This window comes from Metabacillus mesotrionivorans (genome assembly GCF_052171315.1).
Taxonomy (GTDB): Bacteria; Bacillota; Bacilli; order Bacillales; family Bacillaceae; genus Bacillus_P.
Window position 1 is genome coordinate 475,666 of the sequence record NZ_JBQMFF010000001.1, and the last position, 20,510, is coordinate 496,175.

Annotated in this window: 15 protein-coding genes; 12 read left to right on the plus strand and 3 right to left on the minus strand. The window is 43.9% G+C overall.

Annotated elements, in window-relative coordinates; translation table 11 throughout:
- The first annotated feature begins 87 nt into the window (after positions 1 to 87).
- From ACTSEZ_RS02380 to ACTSEZ_RS02410, 7 genes are all read left to right on the plus strand, one after another.
- Positions 88 to 951 (plus strand): dimethylarginine dimethylaminohydrolase family protein, encoded by an 864-nt coding sequence (locus ACTSEZ_RS02380; RefSeq protein WP_369733066.1) that lies wholly within the window; start codon positions 88 to 90, stop codon positions 949 to 951.
- Between the two features lie 128 nt (positions 952 to 1,079).
- A complete protein-coding gene (locus ACTSEZ_RS02385) occupies positions 1,080 to 1,538 on the plus strand; it encodes an RDD family protein (RefSeq protein WP_369732582.1) in 459 nt (152 codons plus the stop codon).
- 113 nt (positions 1,539 to 1,651) lie between these two features.
- Positions 1,652 to 2,566: a LacI family DNA-binding transcriptional regulator gene (locus tag ACTSEZ_RS02390; RefSeq protein ID WP_369732583.1), complete on the plus strand. Its 915-nt coding sequence runs from the start codon at positions 1,652 to 1,654 to the stop codon at positions 2,564 to 2,566.
- A 59-nt stretch (positions 2,567 to 2,625) separates the two neighbouring features.
- Positions 2,626 to 4,386 (plus strand): glycoside hydrolase family 13 protein, encoded by a 1,761-nt coding sequence (locus ACTSEZ_RS02395; protein WP_369732584.1) that lies wholly within the window; start codon positions 2,626 to 2,628, stop codon positions 4,384 to 4,386.
- Between the two features lie 126 nt (positions 4,387 to 4,512).
- Positions 4,513 to 5,535, plus strand: a complete 1,023-nt coding sequence (locus ACTSEZ_RS02400; protein WP_369733067.1) for a M42 family metallopeptidase — start codon at positions 4,513 to 4,515, stop codon at positions 5,533 to 5,535.
- Positions 5,536 to 5,688: 153 nt separating this feature from the next.
- Positions 5,689 to 8,766 (plus strand): cell wall-binding repeat-containing protein, encoded by a 3,078-nt coding sequence (locus tag ACTSEZ_RS02405; RefSeq protein WP_369732585.1) that lies wholly within the window; start codon positions 5,689 to 5,691, stop codon positions 8,764 to 8,766.
- A gap of 155 nt (positions 8,767 to 8,921) precedes the next feature.
- On the plus strand, positions 8,922 to 10,313 hold the full coding sequence (locus tag ACTSEZ_RS02410; RefSeq protein WP_369732586.1) for a cell wall-binding repeat-containing protein: 1,392 nt from the start codon (positions 8,922 to 8,924) through the stop codon (positions 10,311 to 10,313).
- 61 nt (positions 10,314 to 10,374) lie between these two features.
- Here ACTSEZ_RS02410 and ACTSEZ_RS02415 read toward each other — a convergent pair whose 3' ends face one another.
- Complete coding sequence (locus ACTSEZ_RS02415) at positions 10,375 to 11,019, minus strand: alpha/beta hydrolase (protein WP_369732588.1); 645 nt, start codon at positions 11,017 to 11,019, stop codon at positions 10,375 to 10,377.
- Positions 11,020 to 11,172: 153 nt separating this feature from the next.
- Here ACTSEZ_RS02415 and ACTSEZ_RS02420 point away from each other — a divergent pair, with 153 nt between their 5' ends.
- From ACTSEZ_RS02420 to ACTSEZ_RS02440, 5 genes are all read left to right on the plus strand, one after another.
- Complete coding sequence (locus tag ACTSEZ_RS02420; protein WP_369732589.1) at positions 11,173 to 12,126, plus strand: ABC transporter ATP-binding protein; 954 nt, start codon at positions 11,173 to 11,175, stop codon at positions 12,124 to 12,126.
- Positions 12,123 to 13,643 carry an osmoprotectant update ABC transporter permease/substrate-binding subunit OpuFB gene (gene opuFB, locus ACTSEZ_RS02425; protein WP_369732591.1) on the plus strand — a complete coding sequence of 507 codons (1,521 nt, stop codon included), beginning with the start codon at positions 12,123 to 12,125 and terminating at the stop codon, positions 13,641 to 13,643. The genes ACTSEZ_RS02420 and opuFB overlap by 4 nt, the downstream gene beginning before the upstream one ends.
- Positions 13,644 to 14,020: 377 nt before the next feature.
- A complete protein-coding gene (locus ACTSEZ_RS02430; RefSeq protein ID WP_369732592.1) occupies positions 14,021 to 14,950 on the plus strand; it encodes a patatin-like phospholipase family protein in 930 nt (309 codons plus the stop codon).
- A gap of 99 nt (positions 14,951 to 15,049) precedes the next feature.
- A complete protein-coding gene (locus ACTSEZ_RS02435) occupies positions 15,050 to 16,558 on the plus strand; it encodes an MDR family MFS transporter (RefSeq protein WP_369732593.1) in 1,509 nt (502 codons plus the stop codon).
- A 284-nt stretch (positions 16,559 to 16,842) separates the two neighbouring features.
- On the plus strand, positions 16,843 to 18,459 hold the full coding sequence (locus ACTSEZ_RS02440; protein WP_369732594.1) for a M14 family metallopeptidase: 1,617 nt from the start codon (positions 16,843 to 16,845) through the stop codon (positions 18,457 to 18,459).
- Between the two features lie 46 nt (positions 18,460 to 18,505).
- Here the strand turns inward: ACTSEZ_RS02440 and ACTSEZ_RS02445 are convergent, their stop codons facing one another.
- Together ACTSEZ_RS02445 and ACTSEZ_RS02450 are read right to left on the minus strand one after the other, a co-directional pair.
- Complete coding sequence (locus tag ACTSEZ_RS02445) at positions 18,506 to 19,687, minus strand: NupC/NupG family nucleoside CNT transporter (RefSeq protein WP_369732596.1); 1,182 nt, start codon at positions 19,685 to 19,687, stop codon at positions 18,506 to 18,508.
- Between the two features lie 158 nt (positions 19,688 to 19,845).
- Positions 19,846 to 20,466 (minus strand): YczE/YyaS/YitT family protein, encoded by a 621-nt coding sequence (locus tag ACTSEZ_RS02450; protein WP_369732597.1) that lies wholly within the window; start codon positions 20,464 to 20,466, stop codon positions 19,846 to 19,848.
- Positions 20,467 to 20,510: the final 44 nt, after the last annotated feature.

Genomic DNA, 20,510 nt, shown 5'->3' on the forward strand with positions numbered 1-20,510 from the left:
AAATAGGCGTAAGATTTTATAACAAGGTAGTTTAATATTTTGCAGGAATAGGGAATAATCTCATAAAAGCATACTTTTTATGGGGGAATTCATTTGACAGCCATCAGAAAACCGGAAGAAACATTAGCTTGCTTCAGTGAATATGATTCTTTAAAGAGGGTGCTTGTTTGTGAACCTCATTATATGCGCATTACTGAAGTCATTAACGAAACGCAAAGGCATTATGCCAATGAAAATATCAATGAGAAGCTTGCAGCAGAGCAGCACCGCCAATTTGTCCGTGCTTTAACTGAAAACGGAGCAGAAGTGATAAAGCTTCAGCCTGATGAGCGGTATCCAGAGCAGGTTTTTACAAGAGATATAGGCTTTACGATCGGAAAGACGGTCTTTGTTTCCGAAATGGGCCAGGATATTAGAAAAGGTGAGGAGACTGTGCTCAGAGAATGGCTGGATGTTAAGGGATATCCAATGGTTTGCCTTAATGACCACCGGATTGAAGGCGGAGATGTGATCATTGACTGCACAACCATTTTCGCAGGCGTAAGCGGCAGAACGTGCATGAGTGCTATCGAAAAACTTCAGGCGGAAGCGCCGGCGTTTCAAGTGATACCAGTGCCTTTTAAAGAAAAATATCTCCATCTTGACTGCGTGTTTAATGTCCTTTCTGAAAATGAGGCACTTGTTTACAAACCAGCTTTTGAAGAAAATGAACTCAACATGCTTAAGGAAAGATACACGCTGATTGAAATAAATGAATCTGAACAATTTACAATGGGAACAAATGTCCTTTCCATCGGAAACAGAACCGTTATCAGTCTTCCAGTCAACAAGGAAGTAAACAGCAGGCTGAGGGAAAAGGGCTTTAATGTCATCGAAGTGGACATCTCCGAAATTATAAAATCGGGCGGCTCGTTCAGATGCTGTACGATGCCCATCTTAAGAACGGTATGATTGAAACAGCTGCTTCAGGCAGCTGTTTTTTCTGTTCTAAATGAATAGGTAAATAGTCTGTTTATTAAATGGGAAATAAGGGTAAAAGATTTCCAGATTCAAGAAAAATATGAGAGAGGAATGGTTTTATGAATGAACAAAGACCTGCAGGATTCTGGATTCGGTTTGCCGCCGCAACGATTGATGGGCTGATAACGAACATCATTTTTTTCGTTCCCACTATTTTTTTAATGGTATCTGGAGAAACAGAAGGGGTCCTTCCAGCAATTGTAGGCTTTATAACCCTTGTACTATTAATAGGGACAATCCTGTACTTTGGAATGATGCCAGCAACATCCTTCCAGGGGACAATTGGAAAAAAGATGCTGGGTCTGAAGGTCGTTAACAATGCCGGCGGGAAAATTTCCATGGGCCAATCATGGATCAGATACCTCGGATACATAGTAAGCAGTATTTTTTATGTTGGCTACATCATGGCTGCTTTTACGGACAGAAAACGAGCCCTGCATGATATGATGGCAGATACATATGTGGTTAAAGCGGAACCGGATTTCCAGGCAGCTTCTGAAAAAAGACTTCAGGCATGATGGTCAAAAGCCGGCTGTACTCCAGCCGGTTTTTGTCAAAGGAAGATCAGCTGGACATTGACTAAATGATGCTTTATAATCAACTTAAACGATTAAGTGAAAATGGTGAAATAATGAAAAAAGCAACAATGAAAGATATTGCGGCAGAAGCAGGTGTGTCAGTTGCGACGGTCAGTTATGTACTGAACGGCGCGCAAAATCAGACCATTCCGTCAAAAACGAAGGAACGGGTGCTTGAAATTGCCAAAAAACTGAACTATGTCCCGAATCTTGCAGCGAGATCACTCGTGAAACAAAAAACAGGTCTTGTCGGCATCCTTTTGAACAGGGGAGCTGATGAAGGGGTATGGAAACGGTCCCATCAGGCAGAATTTCTCTTTGAACTGGAAAAACTTCTGACTAAACAAGGGTACCATGTTCTGCTTTCAAGTATCGATGTTGAAAAGCCGAATCTTGAAATTATTGCGGAACGGAAACTTGACGGGGTCATTCTTGTTGATGTGAAGGAGGACTTCTTCTACAGCATCTCAACCACCGTTCCATCAGGGGTCCCGCTGGTCATAGTCGACAGCATCATTGATGATGATCTCTTTTATAAAGTCATCTTTGATTATCAGGCTGCATTTCAGGCTGCGAGAAAGAAATCGCCCGAGCCTGCAGTTTTAATCATGGAAGCCTTTCACAATGCAGGAATCACCGGGAAAATTATGAAGGATTCGGGTTTTCACAAGGATGATATTCATATTACTTCCGATGAACTAGACCTTCTAACGTTCCTTTACAAAAAGAAGGACAAACCTGCGGTCATTCTCAATGAATTTCTTGCTTCTTCAATAAGCAGGCACAGAAATATTGAAAAGGACACGGTCATATGCACATCCGGATGTCCATCCATTCTGCCGGCAGGAGTGAACTGCGTCGAATTTATAGAAACGAAGGCAGCCGCCGCGTTCAACGTTCTGTCCGATTTGATGAAAGACAACCGCGGTCTCCATCTGGAAAAATATACGTCTATTCAAGCAGAGTAAAATCTGCTCTTTTTTCACCGATACTTAAACGTTTAAGCTATTAACAGGGGGAATCTACAATGTTAACTAAAGAAGCAGTCTATCACCGTCCAAAAAACAATTTTGCTTATGCTTACGATAAAGACACTTTGCATATCCGCTTGCAGGTTAAAAAAAATGAGGCAGAAAGTGTGAGCCTGATATGGGGAGATCCATTTACATGGGACCAGGACAAAGACGGTGTGTGGAAATGGAAATCAGAAGAGCATGCTGAAATGACGCTGCTTGGAAAGACAGAACTGTTTGATATTTGGACAATTGCTTTAAAGCCTCCGCACAAACGCCTGAAATACGGATTTGAAATCATTGCCGGCGGCGAAAAGCTGATTTATACAGAGCAAGGTTTTATTGAAAAGAAACCTGAACATAACGGCGGCTATTTTACCTTCCCTTATCTTAATGAAGAAGACATTTTCACTGCTCCTTCATGGGTGAAAGATACAGTCTGGTATCAAATTTTTCCTGAACGATTTGCAAATGGAGATGAGACGCTGAATCCTGCAGGAGCTTTGCCGTGGGGAAGCACGGAGCCGACTGCAAACAACACGTTTGGCGGGGATTTTGAAGGCGTCATTCAGAACATTGATTACCTCGTTAAGCTTGGCGTAACGGGCATCTATTTTACACCTATATTTAAAGCGTTCTCCAATCACAAATATGACACGATCGATTATATGGAGATTGATCCGCAGTTCGGAGATAAGGAAACCTTTAAGCGATTGGTTGACATCTGTCATGAAAATGGAATTAAAGTCATGCTTGATGCAGTTTTCAACCACTGCGGCTATGAATTCCCGCCTTTTCAGGATGTTGTTGTAAATGGAGAGCATTCGGAATATAAAGACTGGTTCCACATTAGCAGCTTTCCTCTGGAAAAAGATGGAAAGGTACAGTACGAAACGTTCGGATTTTCTGAAAATATGCCAAAACTGAGAACAGGCAATCCTGAAGTAAGAGAATATCTCCTTGAAGTTGGACGGTACTGGGTGAAGGAATTTGGCATCGACGGCTGGAGACTTGATGTTGCAAATGAAGTGTCCCATGATTTCTGGAGGGAATTCCGAAAAGAGATCAAGGCCATTGATCCAGAGGTCTATATCCTTGGTGAAGTTTGGCACGACGCAATGCCGTGGCTTCAGGGAGATCAGTTTGATGCGGTCATGAACTATCCTTATACAAGTGTTGCGATTGAATATTTTGCTGAAGGGAAAGTAACGGCAAGCGAGTTCATCAACCGTACATCCGAAGCTTTGCTTATGTATCCTGAGCAAATATCAGCAGTTGCCTTTAATCTCCTCGGCAGCCATGATACGCCGCGCATCGCGACCGTCTGCGGAGAGAACACGGCAAAAGTGAAGCAGCTCTTTACGTTTCTTCTATCCTCCCCGGGAGCACCGTGCATCTACTACGGCGATGAAATCGGCCTGACGGGTGTAATGGATCCTGGCTGCAGAAAATGCATGGTCTGGGATGAAAAAGAGCAGGATACGGATCTGCTCAGCTTTATTACACAGCTGATTTCGCTGCGGAAAACGAATCCTGCATTCGGAAACAGAGGGCGAATTCAGTTTATGGAAGCGGCAGCAGAGGATGAGGTTGTTATGTATACAAAAACATACGAAGATCAAACCATATTGTTTGTTCTAAATGGAACAGACCGTGAAGCAGCAGCACGTCTGCCTGAAAAAGCAGCTGGCGGACAATGTGTGCTGACAGGAAAAAAAGTGAATGGATCATCCATAGAGCTAAATCCGCACGGAATCGCTATGATTTCATACTGACACAAATTTAAATGGCATTGAAAAACCGATGTTCCGTGCGGAATATCGGTTTTTTCTATATAAAGGATAAAAGAACCTGCTATACTTGAAAAAAAGACAAAAGAGGTGTCTGCCGTGAAAGATACAATGCAGCTTATAAAAGAACTAGTCTCCATACCGAGTCCATCGGGAAATACAAATGAAGTCATTACATATGTTGAAAACTATTTATCCGCCTGCGGCATAGAGACAAGACGCAACCGAAAAGGCGGCCTGATTGCAACAATTCCAGGAAAAGATCAGAGCCGCCACCGGATGCTGACCGCCCATGTGGATACACTTGGCGCCATGGTAAAAGAAATTAGAAGCAGCGGACGGCTGGCACTCGACCGGATTGGAGGGTTTACCTACAACTCCATAGAAGGCGAATACTGTAAAATAGAAACGTCTTCAGGAAAAACAATCACTGGAACAATCCTCATGCATCAAACGTCCGTGCACGTGTATCACGATGCAGGAAAAGCGGAGCGCAATCAGGCGAACATGGAAATCCGCCTCGACGAAAAGGTGAAAAATGCAGAGGATGTCAGAAAGCTTGGAATTGAAGCCGGAGATTTTGTTTCGTTTGAACCGCGTGTGGAAATCACGGACAGCGGCTACATAAAATCACGTCATTTAGATGATAAAGCAAGTGTTGCGCTTCTGCTGGAGCTTATGAAGAAAATTAAAGAAGAGGCAATCGAGCTTCCCTTTACCACGCATTTTCTCATTTCCAACAATGAAGAGATCGGATATGGAGGCAACTCGAATATCACGCCTGAAACGGCTGAATATCTGGCGGTTGATATGGGGGCAATGGGAGATGGGCAATCAACCGATGAATATACCGTTTCGATTTGTGTCAAAGACGGAAGCGGACCTTATCATTACGGACTGCGAAAGCATTTAACAAAGCTTGCTCAGGACAACGGGATAAACTATAAGCTCGACATTTATCCTTACTACAGTTCAGATGCATCGGCAGCCATCCGTGCTGGTCATGACATCATCCACGGATTGATTGGCCCGGGCATTGATTCATCACATGCTTATGAACGGACTCATATGGAGTCACTTGAGAACACGGCAAATCTGCTTTATCATTACGTCCTATCGGAAATGGTTCTATAATCCTGTAAAGACCCGGATCTCATCCGGGTCTTTTGTCAATCCTTTTCAAAATATTAAATCTACCTTAAAAAAGTAGAAAAGTTTTCCATATTAGAAGTTTCTGTGATTTAATAGATGTGTATTCGCAATGAATCTAGTAACGGAGGTAATTGAATGAAAAGAACCATCAGCAGCCTCATGGCACTGGCCATGATTTTTTCCCTGTTCTTCAGCCAGGCTCCTGCAGCATCAGCCGCAGCGGTTGTTCCTGAGGAAGAAGCTCTTCTTCCAATTGGAACACCTGTCGAAGGACTTTTTGAAGCAGATGAAACCGCAAAATGGTACATGATTGATCCATCAGCGGCAGAAGTAAAGGATTTTACTCATCTCAGAGTGAAAATGCAATCAGAACTTGAAATGAATATCACCGTATATTCAAGCCTGGAGAATGCAGTGGACAACCGGGCATTTGACAGATATATGGGATACTCCTTTGCAGAAGAACCGGTTCAAATTGATTTTCCGGTCGCATGGTCTGGCCCTTTCTATGTGAAAGTGGAGCACTTTGTATCTGAAGAGGAATACATAGAAGGAGAAGAAGAGACGGAAGCACCTCAGGCATCTTTTACCCTTTCTTATGACGGAGTAACACTTCCTCCTTCAGAGTACATTAGTTCTGATGAGTGCCCGGCAGAGCTGAGCACAAAGGAAAGAGAAAACGGCAAATCCATTTTAAAGGATTTGAGAACAATCCGTGAGGGAGTTCTTGCCAAAAGCGAAAACGGAAAAGAACTTTCTTCCATGTATTATAAAGTTGCACCGTTCCTAAGCACAAAAATGGTATTCAGCAAAACGATCCGCGATCAGGTCTACCAGGATCTTGTTCAGCTCAAAGCTTTATTTGCGGATGTAGCTGAAAACGGAAGCAGCAGCACGTATAAAGTAACAAAAGACGATCAGGATGCCATTAACCGTCTTTACACGACAGCCCTTGATTCTGTTCCTTCATTCCTTCAGGAATCCATGAAGAAAACAGGAAATGCCATCGGCATCAGCAATGTTAAAGACAAAACAGTATCTTCCATCCTGCAAAAAGGCGGCTACAGTGTCCCTTCAGCAGGCGGTACAGAAAACCGTGTCATCGTGAAACTGAAAGAAGGCAAAAAGCTCAGCAGCATTCAGTCAAAAACAAAGGCTTACGGCATTCAGTCAGCTGCACCGCTGAAAGTACAAAAGTCAGTTTTCCCAGATACGTATGTGATGGAAGTTGAAGGCAGCACAGGCTATAAAGCTTCTGCAAAAAGCGTTAAATCCGCAGTAAGCAACCTTTCGAAACTTCCTGAAGTAGAATACGCAGAACCGGTTCAGCAGTATCAGGCATTCACTGCCGATGCTCAATATCCTTACCAATGGTCCCTTAAAAATGAAGGACGCGACGGAGGCACTGAAGGAGCAGACATCAAGTTCGAACAGCTTCAGGAGCTTCTGAAAGGCAAAGACCTCAAAGAAACAGTCATCGCTGTTGCGGACTCGGGAGTGGATCATACTCTTGCAGACCTAAGCGGAAAAGTACTGACAGAAAAAGGCTACAATTTCATATCTAAAAACACGGATGCCATGGATGACAACGGACATGGAACACATGTATCCGGAATTATCGCAGCTGAAAACGATAACCATTACTCAATGGCCGGAATCAATCAGCACACAAAAATTCTTCCAGTAAAAGTCCTTGATTCAGCTGGTAGCGGTGACACCGAAGGAATCGCTTTTGGCATCAGGTATGCAGTTGACCAGGGAGCACAGGTAATTAACCTGAGTCTTGGCGGAAGCTACAGCCGCGTTATTGAAAGTGCATTAAAATATGCACATGACAAAGGAGTAACAGTAGTTGCTGCCAGCGGAAATGAAGCGATGGAAGAGTTGTCCTATCCAGCTTCATCTAAGTATGTTATTTCTGTCGGCGGAACAAACAGAATTGATCTAGTTTCAGACTACTCTAACTATGGAAAAGGTCTGGACCTTGTCGCACCGGGTACAGACATTCCGAGTTTAATGCCTGACGGGAACGTTACAAACATGACTGGTACGTCTATGGCAACACCGCATGTTGCAGCGGTTGCAGGTCTCCTCCTTTCACATAAACAGGATCTGACGCCTGCTGAAATTGAAAAAATTCTGACGAAGACCGCTCAGGATATCGCTTTTGATGAGCAGGATAATCCGTGGGAAAACTATGAAGAATACCCAGATGAAGAAGAGATTCCTTATGAGGAAGAAGAAGTGATTCCAGGATATGACAGAGTATCCGGCTGGGGCCGTCTTGATGCTCCTGCAGCAATCAACGGAATCGGAAAGAACTTTACTGAATGGACGCGCATTTCGGGTGAAAACCGCTTTGAAACAGCGGTAAAGCTTTCTGAAGAAGGCTTTGAAACGGCAGAAACTGCGGTTATCGCAACAGGCCGCAATTTCCCGGATGCCCTGAGTGCTACACCTCTGGCGTATAAAAACGATGCACCGCTTCTTTTGACTGATACAAATCAGCTTCCAGTCATCGTGCAGGATGAATTAATAAGACTGGAAACTGAAACGGTTATTCTTGTCGGAGGAAAAACAGCTATTTCTGCAAACGTAGAAAAACAGCTTAAAGAGCTTGGAGTAAAGAAAATCAAACGCATCAGCGGCGCTGACAGATATGCAACTTCTGTCAAGATTGCAGAAGAGCTAGAGGAGCCTTTCTTCGCAGCAGTTGCAACAGGAGAAAGCTTTGCAGATGCCCTTTCTATTGCACCTGTAGCCGCATCTTTGGAAATGCCGATTCTTCTTACTAAGAAGAACAGTGTGCCGTCAGTTGTCAGAAACTTTGTCGATGAGAGCGGAATTGAACTTTCTTTCATTATCGGCGGAACAGGCGTGATTTCTGACAAAACGGCAAAATCATTCCCTGAGCCTGACAGAATCGGCGGTTCTGACAGATACGTGACGAACAGCAGGATTATCTCTTACTTCAGTGACACGCTGAATATGACTGCACCATATATCGCTACAGGAATGAACTACCCGGATGCACTTGCAGGATCTGCCCGTGCAGCCAAGAACGGAAGTCCTGTGATTCTTACAAGCCCGTCCGGAGCTAAGCAAACGACGAAAGATACACTAGCTGATTATGCTGACACAGCTTCAATGTATTACATCATCGGCGGAGAAACAGCTTTACCGGAAGATTCTATTCTTTCATTATTTGAATAAGAGGTTAAGAATCAGGCCCTGGCACTTGCCGGGGCTTTCTTTATGTCAAAAAAAGTCGAAAAAAATCAGCTGAAATAATAGATAATACCTATTACATTCAGCACTGATAGAATGTATAATCTAGTAGATTTGATACATAGAAATAGGGGGATACTATGAAAAAGGAATTATTGCTCGCCTGCGGGCTAATGCTTGCCTTGCCTGGCGTACAGGGATTTGCAGCAGAAAAAACGACAGAGAAATGGTCTGCTGCTCAGATTCAAGCAGACCAAATAAAGGCACTCGGATTTGATGAAGAAGAAGGAACCTATTATGAGGAAGAGCCTAACAATCTTTTAACAGAAGCAAATCCGATAGAAGCTGATTATTGGATCCAAGGTAAAGCAGGCGGTAAGGATATTGATTATTATAAGTTCACTGTAAAAAGTGAAGCACATTACAGTCTTTTGGGATTTACTGAAACTGGAAGCAGTACATTAAATATCCGATTACTCTCTGCTGATGGAGAAGAAACAGCTAAAAGCAAGTTTTATGGTGAAGATGGAGAGGGAGGTTCCCAGGACATTGAGATGCAAATAACTCCTGGAACTTACTACTTAGAAGTGACTAATTCGAATTCCGCAAGTGAAGAATATTTTCTAGCCCATAGCGTGATGGAGAAATATCAAAGAATTTCTGGTGAAGACCGCTACGAAACCGCTGTAAATATTTCGAAGGAAGACTGGTTTGAAGGCGAAACAGATACTGCCGTTCTTGCAACCGGTACAAGTTTTCCGGATGCTTTAAGTGCTACTCCGCTAGCCTATAGTGAAAATGCTCCTTTATTGCTGACAAGACCTGGAGCACTTCCGGGAGTTGTTAAAAAAGAGTTAACCCGTCTTGATGTCACAAAAGTCATCATTGTCGGAGGAACAGGTGCCGTTTCTGCTGATGTTGAAAAAGAATTAAAAGGCATGGGACTGAGAGTTTCAAGAATCAGCGGTTCTGACCGCTATGCAACCTCTGCTAAAATTGCAGAGAAAATCGGCACGTACGGTCCGGTCACACTTGCAACAGGTTTAAACTTTGCTGACGCTCTCTCAATCGCACCAATTGCGGCAAATATGGAGATGCCGATTCTTCTGACAAGAAAAGATTCAGTGCCTGGAGCTGTCTCAACGTTTATTAAGAATTGGGAAGTTGACCGGACATATATTATCGGCGGAACCGGCGCAATTACAGACGCTTCTGTAAAAGCATTGCCTGGCAAAAAACGCATCAGCGGTGCAGACCGTTATGCAACGAACAGCAAAATTATTGATACATTTATTGACGAAATTGATGTTTCTATGATGTATTTTGCAACAGGTGCAAACTATCCGGATGCCCTTGCAGGTTCTGCTCTTGCTGCTAAATACTTAAGTCCTGTTGTTCTTGTAAATCCTGCAAAGTTCAACTCATCTACTTACCAGACAGTTCAGAATTACAAGGAACAAACATTTATTAACTACATCCTCGGAGGAGAGACAGCTCTCCCTCAAAAAGCAATCGACCAGCTTTTTGAATAAAGCCATAGCATGTGAAAGACCGGTGAGCTTAGCTGCACCGGTCTTTTCAATTTAGAAGTATTCAAAACCTCTTTATTTTCATCATAACATCCTTCAGCACATCCACTGAACCTACCGCATCCTCTGAATCTTCCAGACTGTGGTCAGCCCCGTTTATGAGGACACGCTCAAGAAATGGATTTTCAGAAAGCTTCTCAAAGCGCTCCTGATCATAGCAAGGGTCTGAATCGCCGATGATGCATAACCCTCTCTTTTTGCTTGTGTACATGCCCTCAAAGACATCATCCCTTTTCAGCAAAGGCGTGAGCCAGACTATTTTCGCATCGAGAAATGCCGTTCTCCCAAGTTCAGCAGCAAGTGCAATTGTGCCGAGTGATTTTCCTATCAAGTAAAAATGTTCATAGGAGTGCGCGCTTAATACGGTATCGACGACATGCCGGACATCTCTTTTTAACGCATCTTCAAGCTCTTTATCTGAAAACGATTCATAAAAAGGTGACTGATAGGAGTAGTTAAGATGCAGCACATCCTCACCGCGGTTCAGGAAAATTCCTGTTGAATAGTGAAACAGCGGGCCCTGCGCTGTATACCCGTAGCCTGGAAACATAATAGCAAGTGTTTTTCCTTGAGAGGCTTTTTTGAACAGGGAATAGGAAACAGTGCCGTCTTTGTAGCCTGTGATGGAATCTTTCTGGATTTGGACCATTGGATTTTATCCTCTCTTTTTTAGTATGATACTACTAATTCCACTAATTGGGTGCAGATTCCTTTCTTCAGAAAAAAAGAAGCTTATCTTTTGCCGGGAAAGGGTAATACATTTGGTGGCGCTATGATAACACTATAGAAAACAGGTGAGCAGATGATCCGGTTTGAGAATGTGACAAAGGTATACAAAGACGGTACGAAGGCAGTAAATGCCCTTGACTTAACCATTGAAAAAGGTGAATTTTTTGTTTTTATCGGGCCATCCGGCTGCGGCAAGACAACCACGATGAAAATGATCAACAGGCTGATTGATGCAACAGACGGCACTGTCAGCATAGACGGCAAAAATGTACATGATTATGACATTCACGAACTGCGGTGGAATATAGGGTATGTTCTCCAGCAAATTGCGCTTTTTCCTCATATGACGATTGAAGAAAACATTGCGGTTGTTCCTGAACTGAGGGGATGGAAAGCAGAGAAAATACGAAAACGCACAGATGAACTTCTGGATATGGTGGGGCTTGATCCGGATACATACAGAACAAGAAAACCGAATGAGCTGTCCGGCGGTCAGCAGCAGAGAATCGGGGTCATCAGAGCGCTGGCTGCAGACCCGGACATTATTCTGATGGATGAGCCATTCAGTGCACTTGATCCGATCAGCAGGGAGAAACTGCAGCAGGATATTATCGACCTGCAAAAGCGAATTCATAAAACAATTGTGTTTGTCACTCATGATATGCAGGAGGCCCTTGCTCTCGGGGACCGGATTTGTGTGATGAAAGACGGGGAAGCCGTGCAAATAGACAGCCCGGAAGCAATCATAAGACGTCCTGCCAATGATTTTGTCAAAGAATTTATCGGGAACAGAGGACAGGCAGCCATTCTCGAAGGTTCAATTGAGCAGTGGATCAGGCCTCTGCAGGAAACAGATCCACTCAAAAAGCCGATATCTTTTACGGCTGACCGAAAGGAAGCCCTCCAGAGACTGGGGACAGAAGACTTGATTCCTGTTGAGCGGAACGGGCAGATTATCGGGACCATAACGAGAGAGTCCGCGGTACAGTTTTTAGCCGGCCATGCGGAAGAAAGAGGGAGAGTATGACGGCATTTATTGACGTATTTAAAGAACGGCAAAGCGAGCTTTTAGCTGCTTTGCTTGAGCATATCCAGATCTCATTTATTGCTTTGCTGCTCGCGGTCGCCATTTCCATTCCGCTCGGCATTTATCTGACCAGAAAATCAGGAGCCGCAGAAGGTGTGATTGGTGTTTCTGCCGTCCTGCAGACGATTCCGTCACTTGCCCTTCTCGGACTGCTTATTCCTCTCGTGGGCATTGGAGTAGTGCCTGCCATTATTGCACTGGTCATCTATGCCCTGCTTCCGATATTGCGAAATACGTACACCGGCATTAAAGAAGTGGATTCCTCCTTAATTGAAGCAGCCCGCGCCATGGGGATGAACAGCATGAAACGGCTGTTTAAAGTGGAGCTCCCGCTTGCCATGCCGGTCATCATGGCTGGTATCCGCACGGCGATGGTGCTGATTGTTGGAACCACTACACTTGCGGCCCTTATTGGTGCAGGAGGACTCGGGAAGCTCATTTTGCTTGGCATCGACAGAAACGACAACATGCTGATTCTGCTTGGAGCGATTCCTGCTGCCCTGCTTGCTATTTTGTTTGATGCCGTTCTGCGGGGCGTTGAAAAAGCAGCAGCGAGACGATCAATGAAAGTGATCGGCATTGCAGGATTAATCGTACTACTGGCGGTGGCGGTGCCGCTTGCGTTCGGCACCGGCAAGAAAGACATTGTCATTGCCGGAAAGCTTGGCTCTGAACCGGAAATTCTGATCAATATGTACAAGCTGCTGATAGAGCAGGAGACGGATCTTGAGGTTGAATTAAAGCCCGGTCTTGGAAAAACGTCATTCGTTTTTAACGCTCTTAAGTCAGGGGATATTGATATTTACCCTGAATTTACAGGAACAGCGATTACGACCTTTTTGAAAGAAGAGGCCGTCAGCACAGACCGGAATGAAGTGTATGAGCAGGCAAAAACGGGAATGCTTGAGAAATTTGATATGGCGTATCTTGAGCCGATGTCATTCAACAACACGTATACACTTGCTGTTCCCAAAGAAGTTGCAGAGCAATACGGACTTGAAAAAATGTCAGACCTTAAACCGGCTGCAGGGAATATAAAAGCAGGATTCACTCTTGAGTTTTCGGACCGGGAGGATGGCTACAAAGGCATCCAGAAAGTTTACGGCACCACCTTTGCGAACTTGAAAACAATGGAGCCTAAGCTCAGATATGAAGCCATTCAGACAGGCGAAATCAATTTAATTGACGCTTATTCGACAGACAGTGAGCTGAAACAATATAATCTTTTAGTCCTTGAAGACGACAAAAACCTGTTTCCTCCCTATCAGGGAGCACCGCTGCTGAGAACGGAAACGCTCGATGAGCATCCTGAGCTTGAGGAAGCACTGAATCAATTGTCAGGAAAAATAACGGATGACGAAATGAGAGAAATGAATTATCGGGTAAACGTTGAAGGAAAACCGGCTGCAGAAGTTGCTGAGCAGTATTTAAGTAAAGAAGGCTTGTTAGGAAAGTAAGGGGAAGAGGCTGGGGCGTAACTATTTCAGCCATGAATAAACCGGACTAGGGCATAGCTGCTAGTTCGGTTTTTATGTTAAAGGACTATAATAGATTTTCATTTGTAGGAGTCATTTTCCATAGTGGCGCCACTTTTACAGAGACGAATGCTCATTTGTGGCGTCATTCGGTGTAGTGGCGCCACTTTTTACGGAGACGAATGCTCATTTGTGGCGTCATTCATAGGTGTGGCAGCATGTTTCCGGTATTTTAATTGAACCCGGTTAAGATCTGTTTTGTCCCAGCCTCTTTCTTTTGGATTAATATGCTAAACAAAAAGGATTAGTGACAAAAAACAAGAATAAAGATAGAAGAACATTCCGGAGGTGAAGCACAGATGAAGGCTGACGGAGTATTTGAGGGCGGGGGAGTCCGGGGTATTGCGTTTACTGGTGCTATTCAGGCAATGGAGGAAGAAAAAATTGAATGGGAACGCCTTGCAGGTACGTCTGCGGGTGCTGTCATTGCCGCCCTTTTGGCAGCCGGCTATAAAAGCTATGAGATCAAAGAGCATCTCACAGAGCTTGATTTTAAGAAATTCAGAGGGAGAACCTTTTTGAATTATATCCCAATCATCGGCGGACTGCTTCAGCTCATGATTCATCTCGGTTTTTACAAAAACAGCTATCTGGAAGAATGGATAGACGGTCTCCTTTCGGCAAAAGGGATCAATACATTTGCAGACTTGCCTGAAGATAAGCTGAAAATTATTGCATCAGACGTATCCAATGGAGAAATTCTTATCCTGCCTGATGATCTGCCCAAATACAAGATGAAACGCTCAGACTTGAAAATCTCTAAAGCGGTTATGATGAGCGCATCCATTCCCTTTTTCTTCAGGCCGGTAAAATGGAAATCATCTTCCCAGTTCACTTCCTATATATTAGATGGCGGACTGCTGAGCAATTTTCCGATCTGGCTGTTTGATTCGAAAGAAGAACCGCGCTTTCCAACCTTCGGATTCCGTTTTATTAAAGAAGAAATCAAGGCGGGGGCTGTTATACCGACACCGGTCCATCTTTTTAAAAATATCTTTAAAACGATGCTGCAGGCTCACGATCTGAGGCATTTAACTGAAGATACAAAAGGACGCACGGTGCAAATTCCCACAGGAGGAATAACAGCAACCGACTTTGACTTGAATAGAGAGGAAATCGAGTACTTGTATCAGTCAGGGTATTCTTCGGCACAGCAGTTTCTGAAAAGCTTTGATTTTGAGAAATATAAAGAAATACGAAAAAAATCCAAAGCCGCTGCGGGTCTGTAACTGGCCCGCTTATTTGCAGTTTATGCTGGTATCTTATTCAAATTTGACTATAATAGTAAATGAAGCTTCATCAACTTAACTATTAAGGAAGTGAAGGAAATGGACGCATCTCAACAACATACCCGACTGGTTGTCGCAGGTCTCCTCCTCGGTATTTTTATGGCTGCGATTGATAACACGATTGTTGCAACTGCCCTTGGATCGATTGTCAGTGATCTCGGAGGGCTTGATCAGTTCGTGTGGGTAACATCTGCCTATATGGTGACGGTGCTTGCGGGTATGCCGATTTTTGGCAAGCTTTCTGATATGTACGGGCGAAAACGGTTTTTCATCATTGGACTCATCATTTTTCTTGCAGGTTCTGCCCTTTGCGGGGTTGCCCAGAACATAACTCAGCTCAGCATCTTCAGGGCTGTTCAGGGAGTTGGCGGCGGTGCGCTTTTGCCCATTGCATTTACCATTGTTTTTGATATTTTCCCGCCGGAAAAACGCGGGAAAATGACAGGGCTTTTAGGTGCTGTGTTCGGATCTGCATCTGTTTTCGGCCCGCTCATCGGAGCATATTTGACAGAATACATCAGCTGGCACTGGGTTTTTTATGTGAATATTCCAATCGGTCTTTTATCCGTGATTCTGGTCGGTAAGTTTTATCATGAAAAAGCACAGCTTGAAAGCCAGAAAATTGACTGGGCCGGAGCACTCACGCTTGTAGCCGGCGTTGTCAGCCTTATGTTTGCACTGGAGCTTGGAGGAAAAGAGTTCTCCTGGACTTCTTGGCAGTCCTTTTCATTGTTCGGCTCTTTTGTCTTATTTCTGATTTTATTTTTAGTTGCCGAAACAAAAGCAAAAGATCCAATCATTTCTTTTTGGATGTTTAAAAGCAGACTGTTTGCAAGTTCTCAGATTCTTGCCTTTTTGTACGGGGCTTCGTTTATCATACTTACGATTTTTATTCCGATTTTTGTTCAGGCTGTATACGGGGGATCAGCTACAAGTGCAGGTTACATCCTCATGCCGCTTATGCTAGGGTCGGTTGTCGGCAGCGGACTTGCAGGTGCGTTTATGACAAAAACAAGCTACCGCAGCATCATGTTCGTTTCCATCACTTCCTTTATTGCCGGAATGGGGCTGCTCAGCACGATGACGCCGGATACGGGAAGGCTGCTGCTGACGCTGTTTATGATTCTATCGGGATTTGGGGTCGGATTTTCCTTTTCGCTCCTTCCAAATGCGTCCATTCATAACCTGGATCCTCGGTTCAGAGGTTCAGCGAACGCAACAAATGCCTTTTTCAGATCGCTTGGCATGACAATCGGTGTGACAATATTCGGAGCTATACAGACAAAAATCTTCACAAGAGAGCTTGAAAACGCCGGATCTGCCGGCAGCGGGTTTGATATGATCAATCCTCAGGGGATTTTTCAGCCGGAAGTACGGGAGCAGATTCCTGCCCGGGTGCTTAAACCGGTAATAAATGCGATGTCAGATTCTATTACAGCCATGTTCCTGTTTGCGCTTATTCCGCTTGGAGCTGCCCTGATCACCGTCCTTTTTATGGGGAAAACAAGACTGAACATCGAGAAGAAAGAGACAGCATCCGCTAAATGAAGAAAGAGCTTAAATGAAGCATAGGGCTTTGTTTAGGCTCTTTTTTATAATGAGAGGTTTTTGAAAAATTGAGCCAAAAGACGGTCTTATCAGGCAGACTGCCATAAACTGCGAGTATTTATTTACTATTATAAGGAGAATCAGAACCTGTCCATGTTCCTGTTTTGATTCAGATTGAACACACTATAGGAAGAGATAGGAATATGAAACTAGTGTGAATTTTTTGATAATATTATCTTTTTCCTCTATGATTGTAAGCAAATGACAAGAGGAGTTGGGAAAATTTGAAGAAAAAGGCGATTCCTGTTTTGCTGACAGCGAGCTTCCTTCTTGCCCCTGCAGTCAGCGCCGAAACACCATACTATGGAAAAACGTATACGCAGCCCGAACAAGTAAGGCCGCTTTTTCCCGATGTTGCTTCAACAGATGAAACACCGGCTTTTACAAAAGGTGAAGAAGCCTTTACCACCCAGGAGGAAATGCTTGCTTACATAGAAGAACTCAAATCAAAATCTCCTTACGTATCAGTAAAAGAGATCGGCAAATCGCAAAACGGCATGGCAATTCCTGCACTTTACTTTACAAAGGACGGGAGCATAAAACCGAGCTACGCATCTCGTAAGCCGACGGTCTGGATTCAGAGCCAGATTCACGGAAATGAGCCTGCAAGCGGTGAATCCATTCTCGCCATCGCAAATCGTCTGACAGGCGAGCTTGGGAAAGAGCTGCTGGATGATATCAATATTATTATTGTTCCACGTGTAAATCCGGATGGATCCTACAACTTTAAGCGGCAGCTTCAAAATGGCCTTGACGGCAACCGTGATCATGTCAAGCTGGAGTCACCGGAAGTGCAGGCTATTCACCGCGAATACAATAGGTACACGCCTGAAGTTGTCATTGATGCCCATGAATATTCGCCGTACACCCGTTCGTTTGACCGGTTTGGGGAAGACGGTCTCCTGAAGTATCATGATATCCTTCTGCTCTCAGGCAGAAATTTAAACATTCCTGAAAAAATCAGAACGATGTCAGACAGCCTTTATGTTGAACCTGCGTTTACTGCACTTGAAGATCAGGGATTTTCGGCTGACCGCTATTATACAACCGCTGTGACAAACGGCGAAATTGATATTTTAGAAGGCGGGACAGAGCCGCGCATCGGAAGAAACTCCTTCGGACTGCAGCCTGCCTTTTCGTTCCTTGTGGAAAGCAGGGGCATTGAAATTGGCAGGGAGGACTTTGGACGCCGGGTCGCAGCTCAAATCGCCACACATGAAAGCATTTTAAGACAGACAGCAGAAAATGCCCGTAAAGTAAAAGTAACGGTTGCAGCTGAACGCGCAAAGCTAGTTAAAAAAGGCCTGCTTCCAAATGACAATGATCCTGTTTATGTGAACAGTGAAGCATTGGAGATAGAAGGACAGACTCTTGAAATGATTGATATTGAGAGCGGAACTGTTCAGGATGTGCCTGTTAATTATTTCAGTGCAACAGAAGCTGTTCCGACATTAACACGCGATCGTCCGACCGCATATGTACTGCAGCCTGATCAGGGTGATGCTGCGGCCAGGCTGATGGATCAGGGAGTAAAAGGATTCAAGCTTCCGAAACAAATGAAACTCCCTGTTGAAGCCTATCAGATAACAAGCAAAGAAGAGACAGAACAGTATGAAGGAAAGCAGCTGGTTGAAGTGGAGACAGAGCTCACAAAAAAAGAGGTCGTTTTCCCGAAAGGCTCGTTTATCTTCCTGTCTGCTCAGCCGCAAAATAATCTTCTGTCTCTCTCCCTTGAGCCCGAGTCGATTGACAGCTATGTAACATTCGGCTATATTCCGTCAGAAATTGGTGAAGAATTGCCGGTTTACCGGTTTATGTTTGATGGGAAAAAGCTGAAGTAAGCAAAAAAAAAAAGATCCCGCTAAATCACGGGATCTTTTTTTTCCATTATAGTACGATACTTACAATAATCGCTGACAGGATACTCACAAGTGTAGCACCGTAAAGCAGTTTCAAACCGAAACGTGCAACTACGTTTCCTTGTTTTTCATGCAGACCCTTCACCGCACCGGCAATGATTCCGATGGATGAGAAATTGGCAAAGGAGACAAGGAAAACGGAGATGATGCCAAGCGTACGCTCACTGAACGTATCTGCAACATTTGCCAGGTCCATCATCGCTACAAATTCGTTTGTCACAAGCTTAGTTGCCATAATTCCGCCCGCAGCTACTGCTTCGTTCATAGGAACACCCATGATAAAGGCGAATGGGGCAAAGATGTATCCAAGAATACCCTGGAATGTAATGCCGAAGATCATATCAAAAATGTTGTTGACCGCTGCAATCAGGGCAACGAAACCAATTAGCATAGCGCCGACAATAACGGCTACTTTGAAACCGTCCATGATGTATTCGCCAAGCATTTCAAAGAATGACTGCTTTTCTTCTTCCTGAATGACAAGAATATCTTCTTCATCTGAAACAGTGTAAGGATTAATGATTGAAGCAATGATAAATCCGCCGAACAGGTTGATGACGATTGCCGTTACAACATACTTCGGCTCGATCATCGTCATGTATGCTCCAACAATCGACATGGATACAGTCGACATTGCAGATGCGCAAAGTGTGTACAGACGCTGTGAAGACAACTGTCCAAGCTGTTTTTTAACGGTGATGAAAACTTCTGATTGACCAACGATGGCAGATGCGACAGCGTTGTAAGACTCGAGTTTACCCATGCCGTTAACTTTGCTTAGTACATAACCGATGCCCTTCATGACAAAAGGCAGAATCTTAAAGTACTGGAAGATCCCGATTAAAGCAGAGATAAAGACGATTGGGAGAAGAACGTTCAGGAAAAATGGAGATTGTCCATCATTCGCGAGTCCGCCAAAAACAAACATGATTCCTTCGTTTGCATATTCAAGCAGCTTGCCGAATCCGTCGGCAATTGCAGTAATTAACACGAGACCAAATTTTGTGTTGAGTAATAGGAACGTTAGAGCAATTTGTATAACAATCATCAGTGCAACAGGTTTAAACTTGATTTTCTTGCGGTCGCTGCTGGCAACCCAGGCGAGACCAAGTACGATGGCAAGTCCAAGAAGGGCAATCAGGTATTTCATTTCATTCACCTCTGTGATGGGATTATAAAACAATTTTTGAAAGACACTGTATACGCTTTCATCCTCTTCAAAAAAGAGAGTCAGTATGATCAGATGTCTGACCTCTGACGTATTCAACTATAATAGATTTATAGGAACAAAGCAACAATAAATTTTTGCTATTTAAAGGATAATCGGCTGCTGCTCATTCGCAGCAATAACCCTTCAAATTTAGGATGGAAATATTGAACAACAAAACCAAGTGTCAATGTCACGACAAATGTGCCGATGCCGATTGCTCCCTGAAAAGCAAAAGCGAGAAGCAGCGCAAAGGTTTCACTGATGATCCTTGAATTTCTTAAATTTAAACCGAAACGGGTATGAATGGCAACCATCAGTGTATCCATCGGACTGGCAGGGAATTTTGCCTGCAGATAAACAGCTACTCCGATGCCCATGGTGAGTATTCCGGCAATTAGAGCAGATGCCTGAAAGAACAAATCGGCAGGGGAATAATGTTTTAAAACGACTAGAAGCCAGAAATCAATCAAAGCTCCAATTAAGAGAATGCTTCCTGCTGCGAGCAGTTCAGGTTTTTTCTTCATCAAAAATGAGTTAATAAAAATTAAAACGATTCCATTTATAAAGATACAGGTACCGACAGTGAGTCCAAAAAGATTGGATTCTCCTACTGCAAGTGCGTCCCACGAGGATGCGCCAAGACCTGATTTGATAATCAGGGCTACACCGAGCGTAAGAGCCAGTAAGCCTGTCATGAAAAACAGTATTCTTTCTTTCATATAGTGTCCCCTCTCAGGTGGAGTTATTAGTTGTTAGTCGTCAG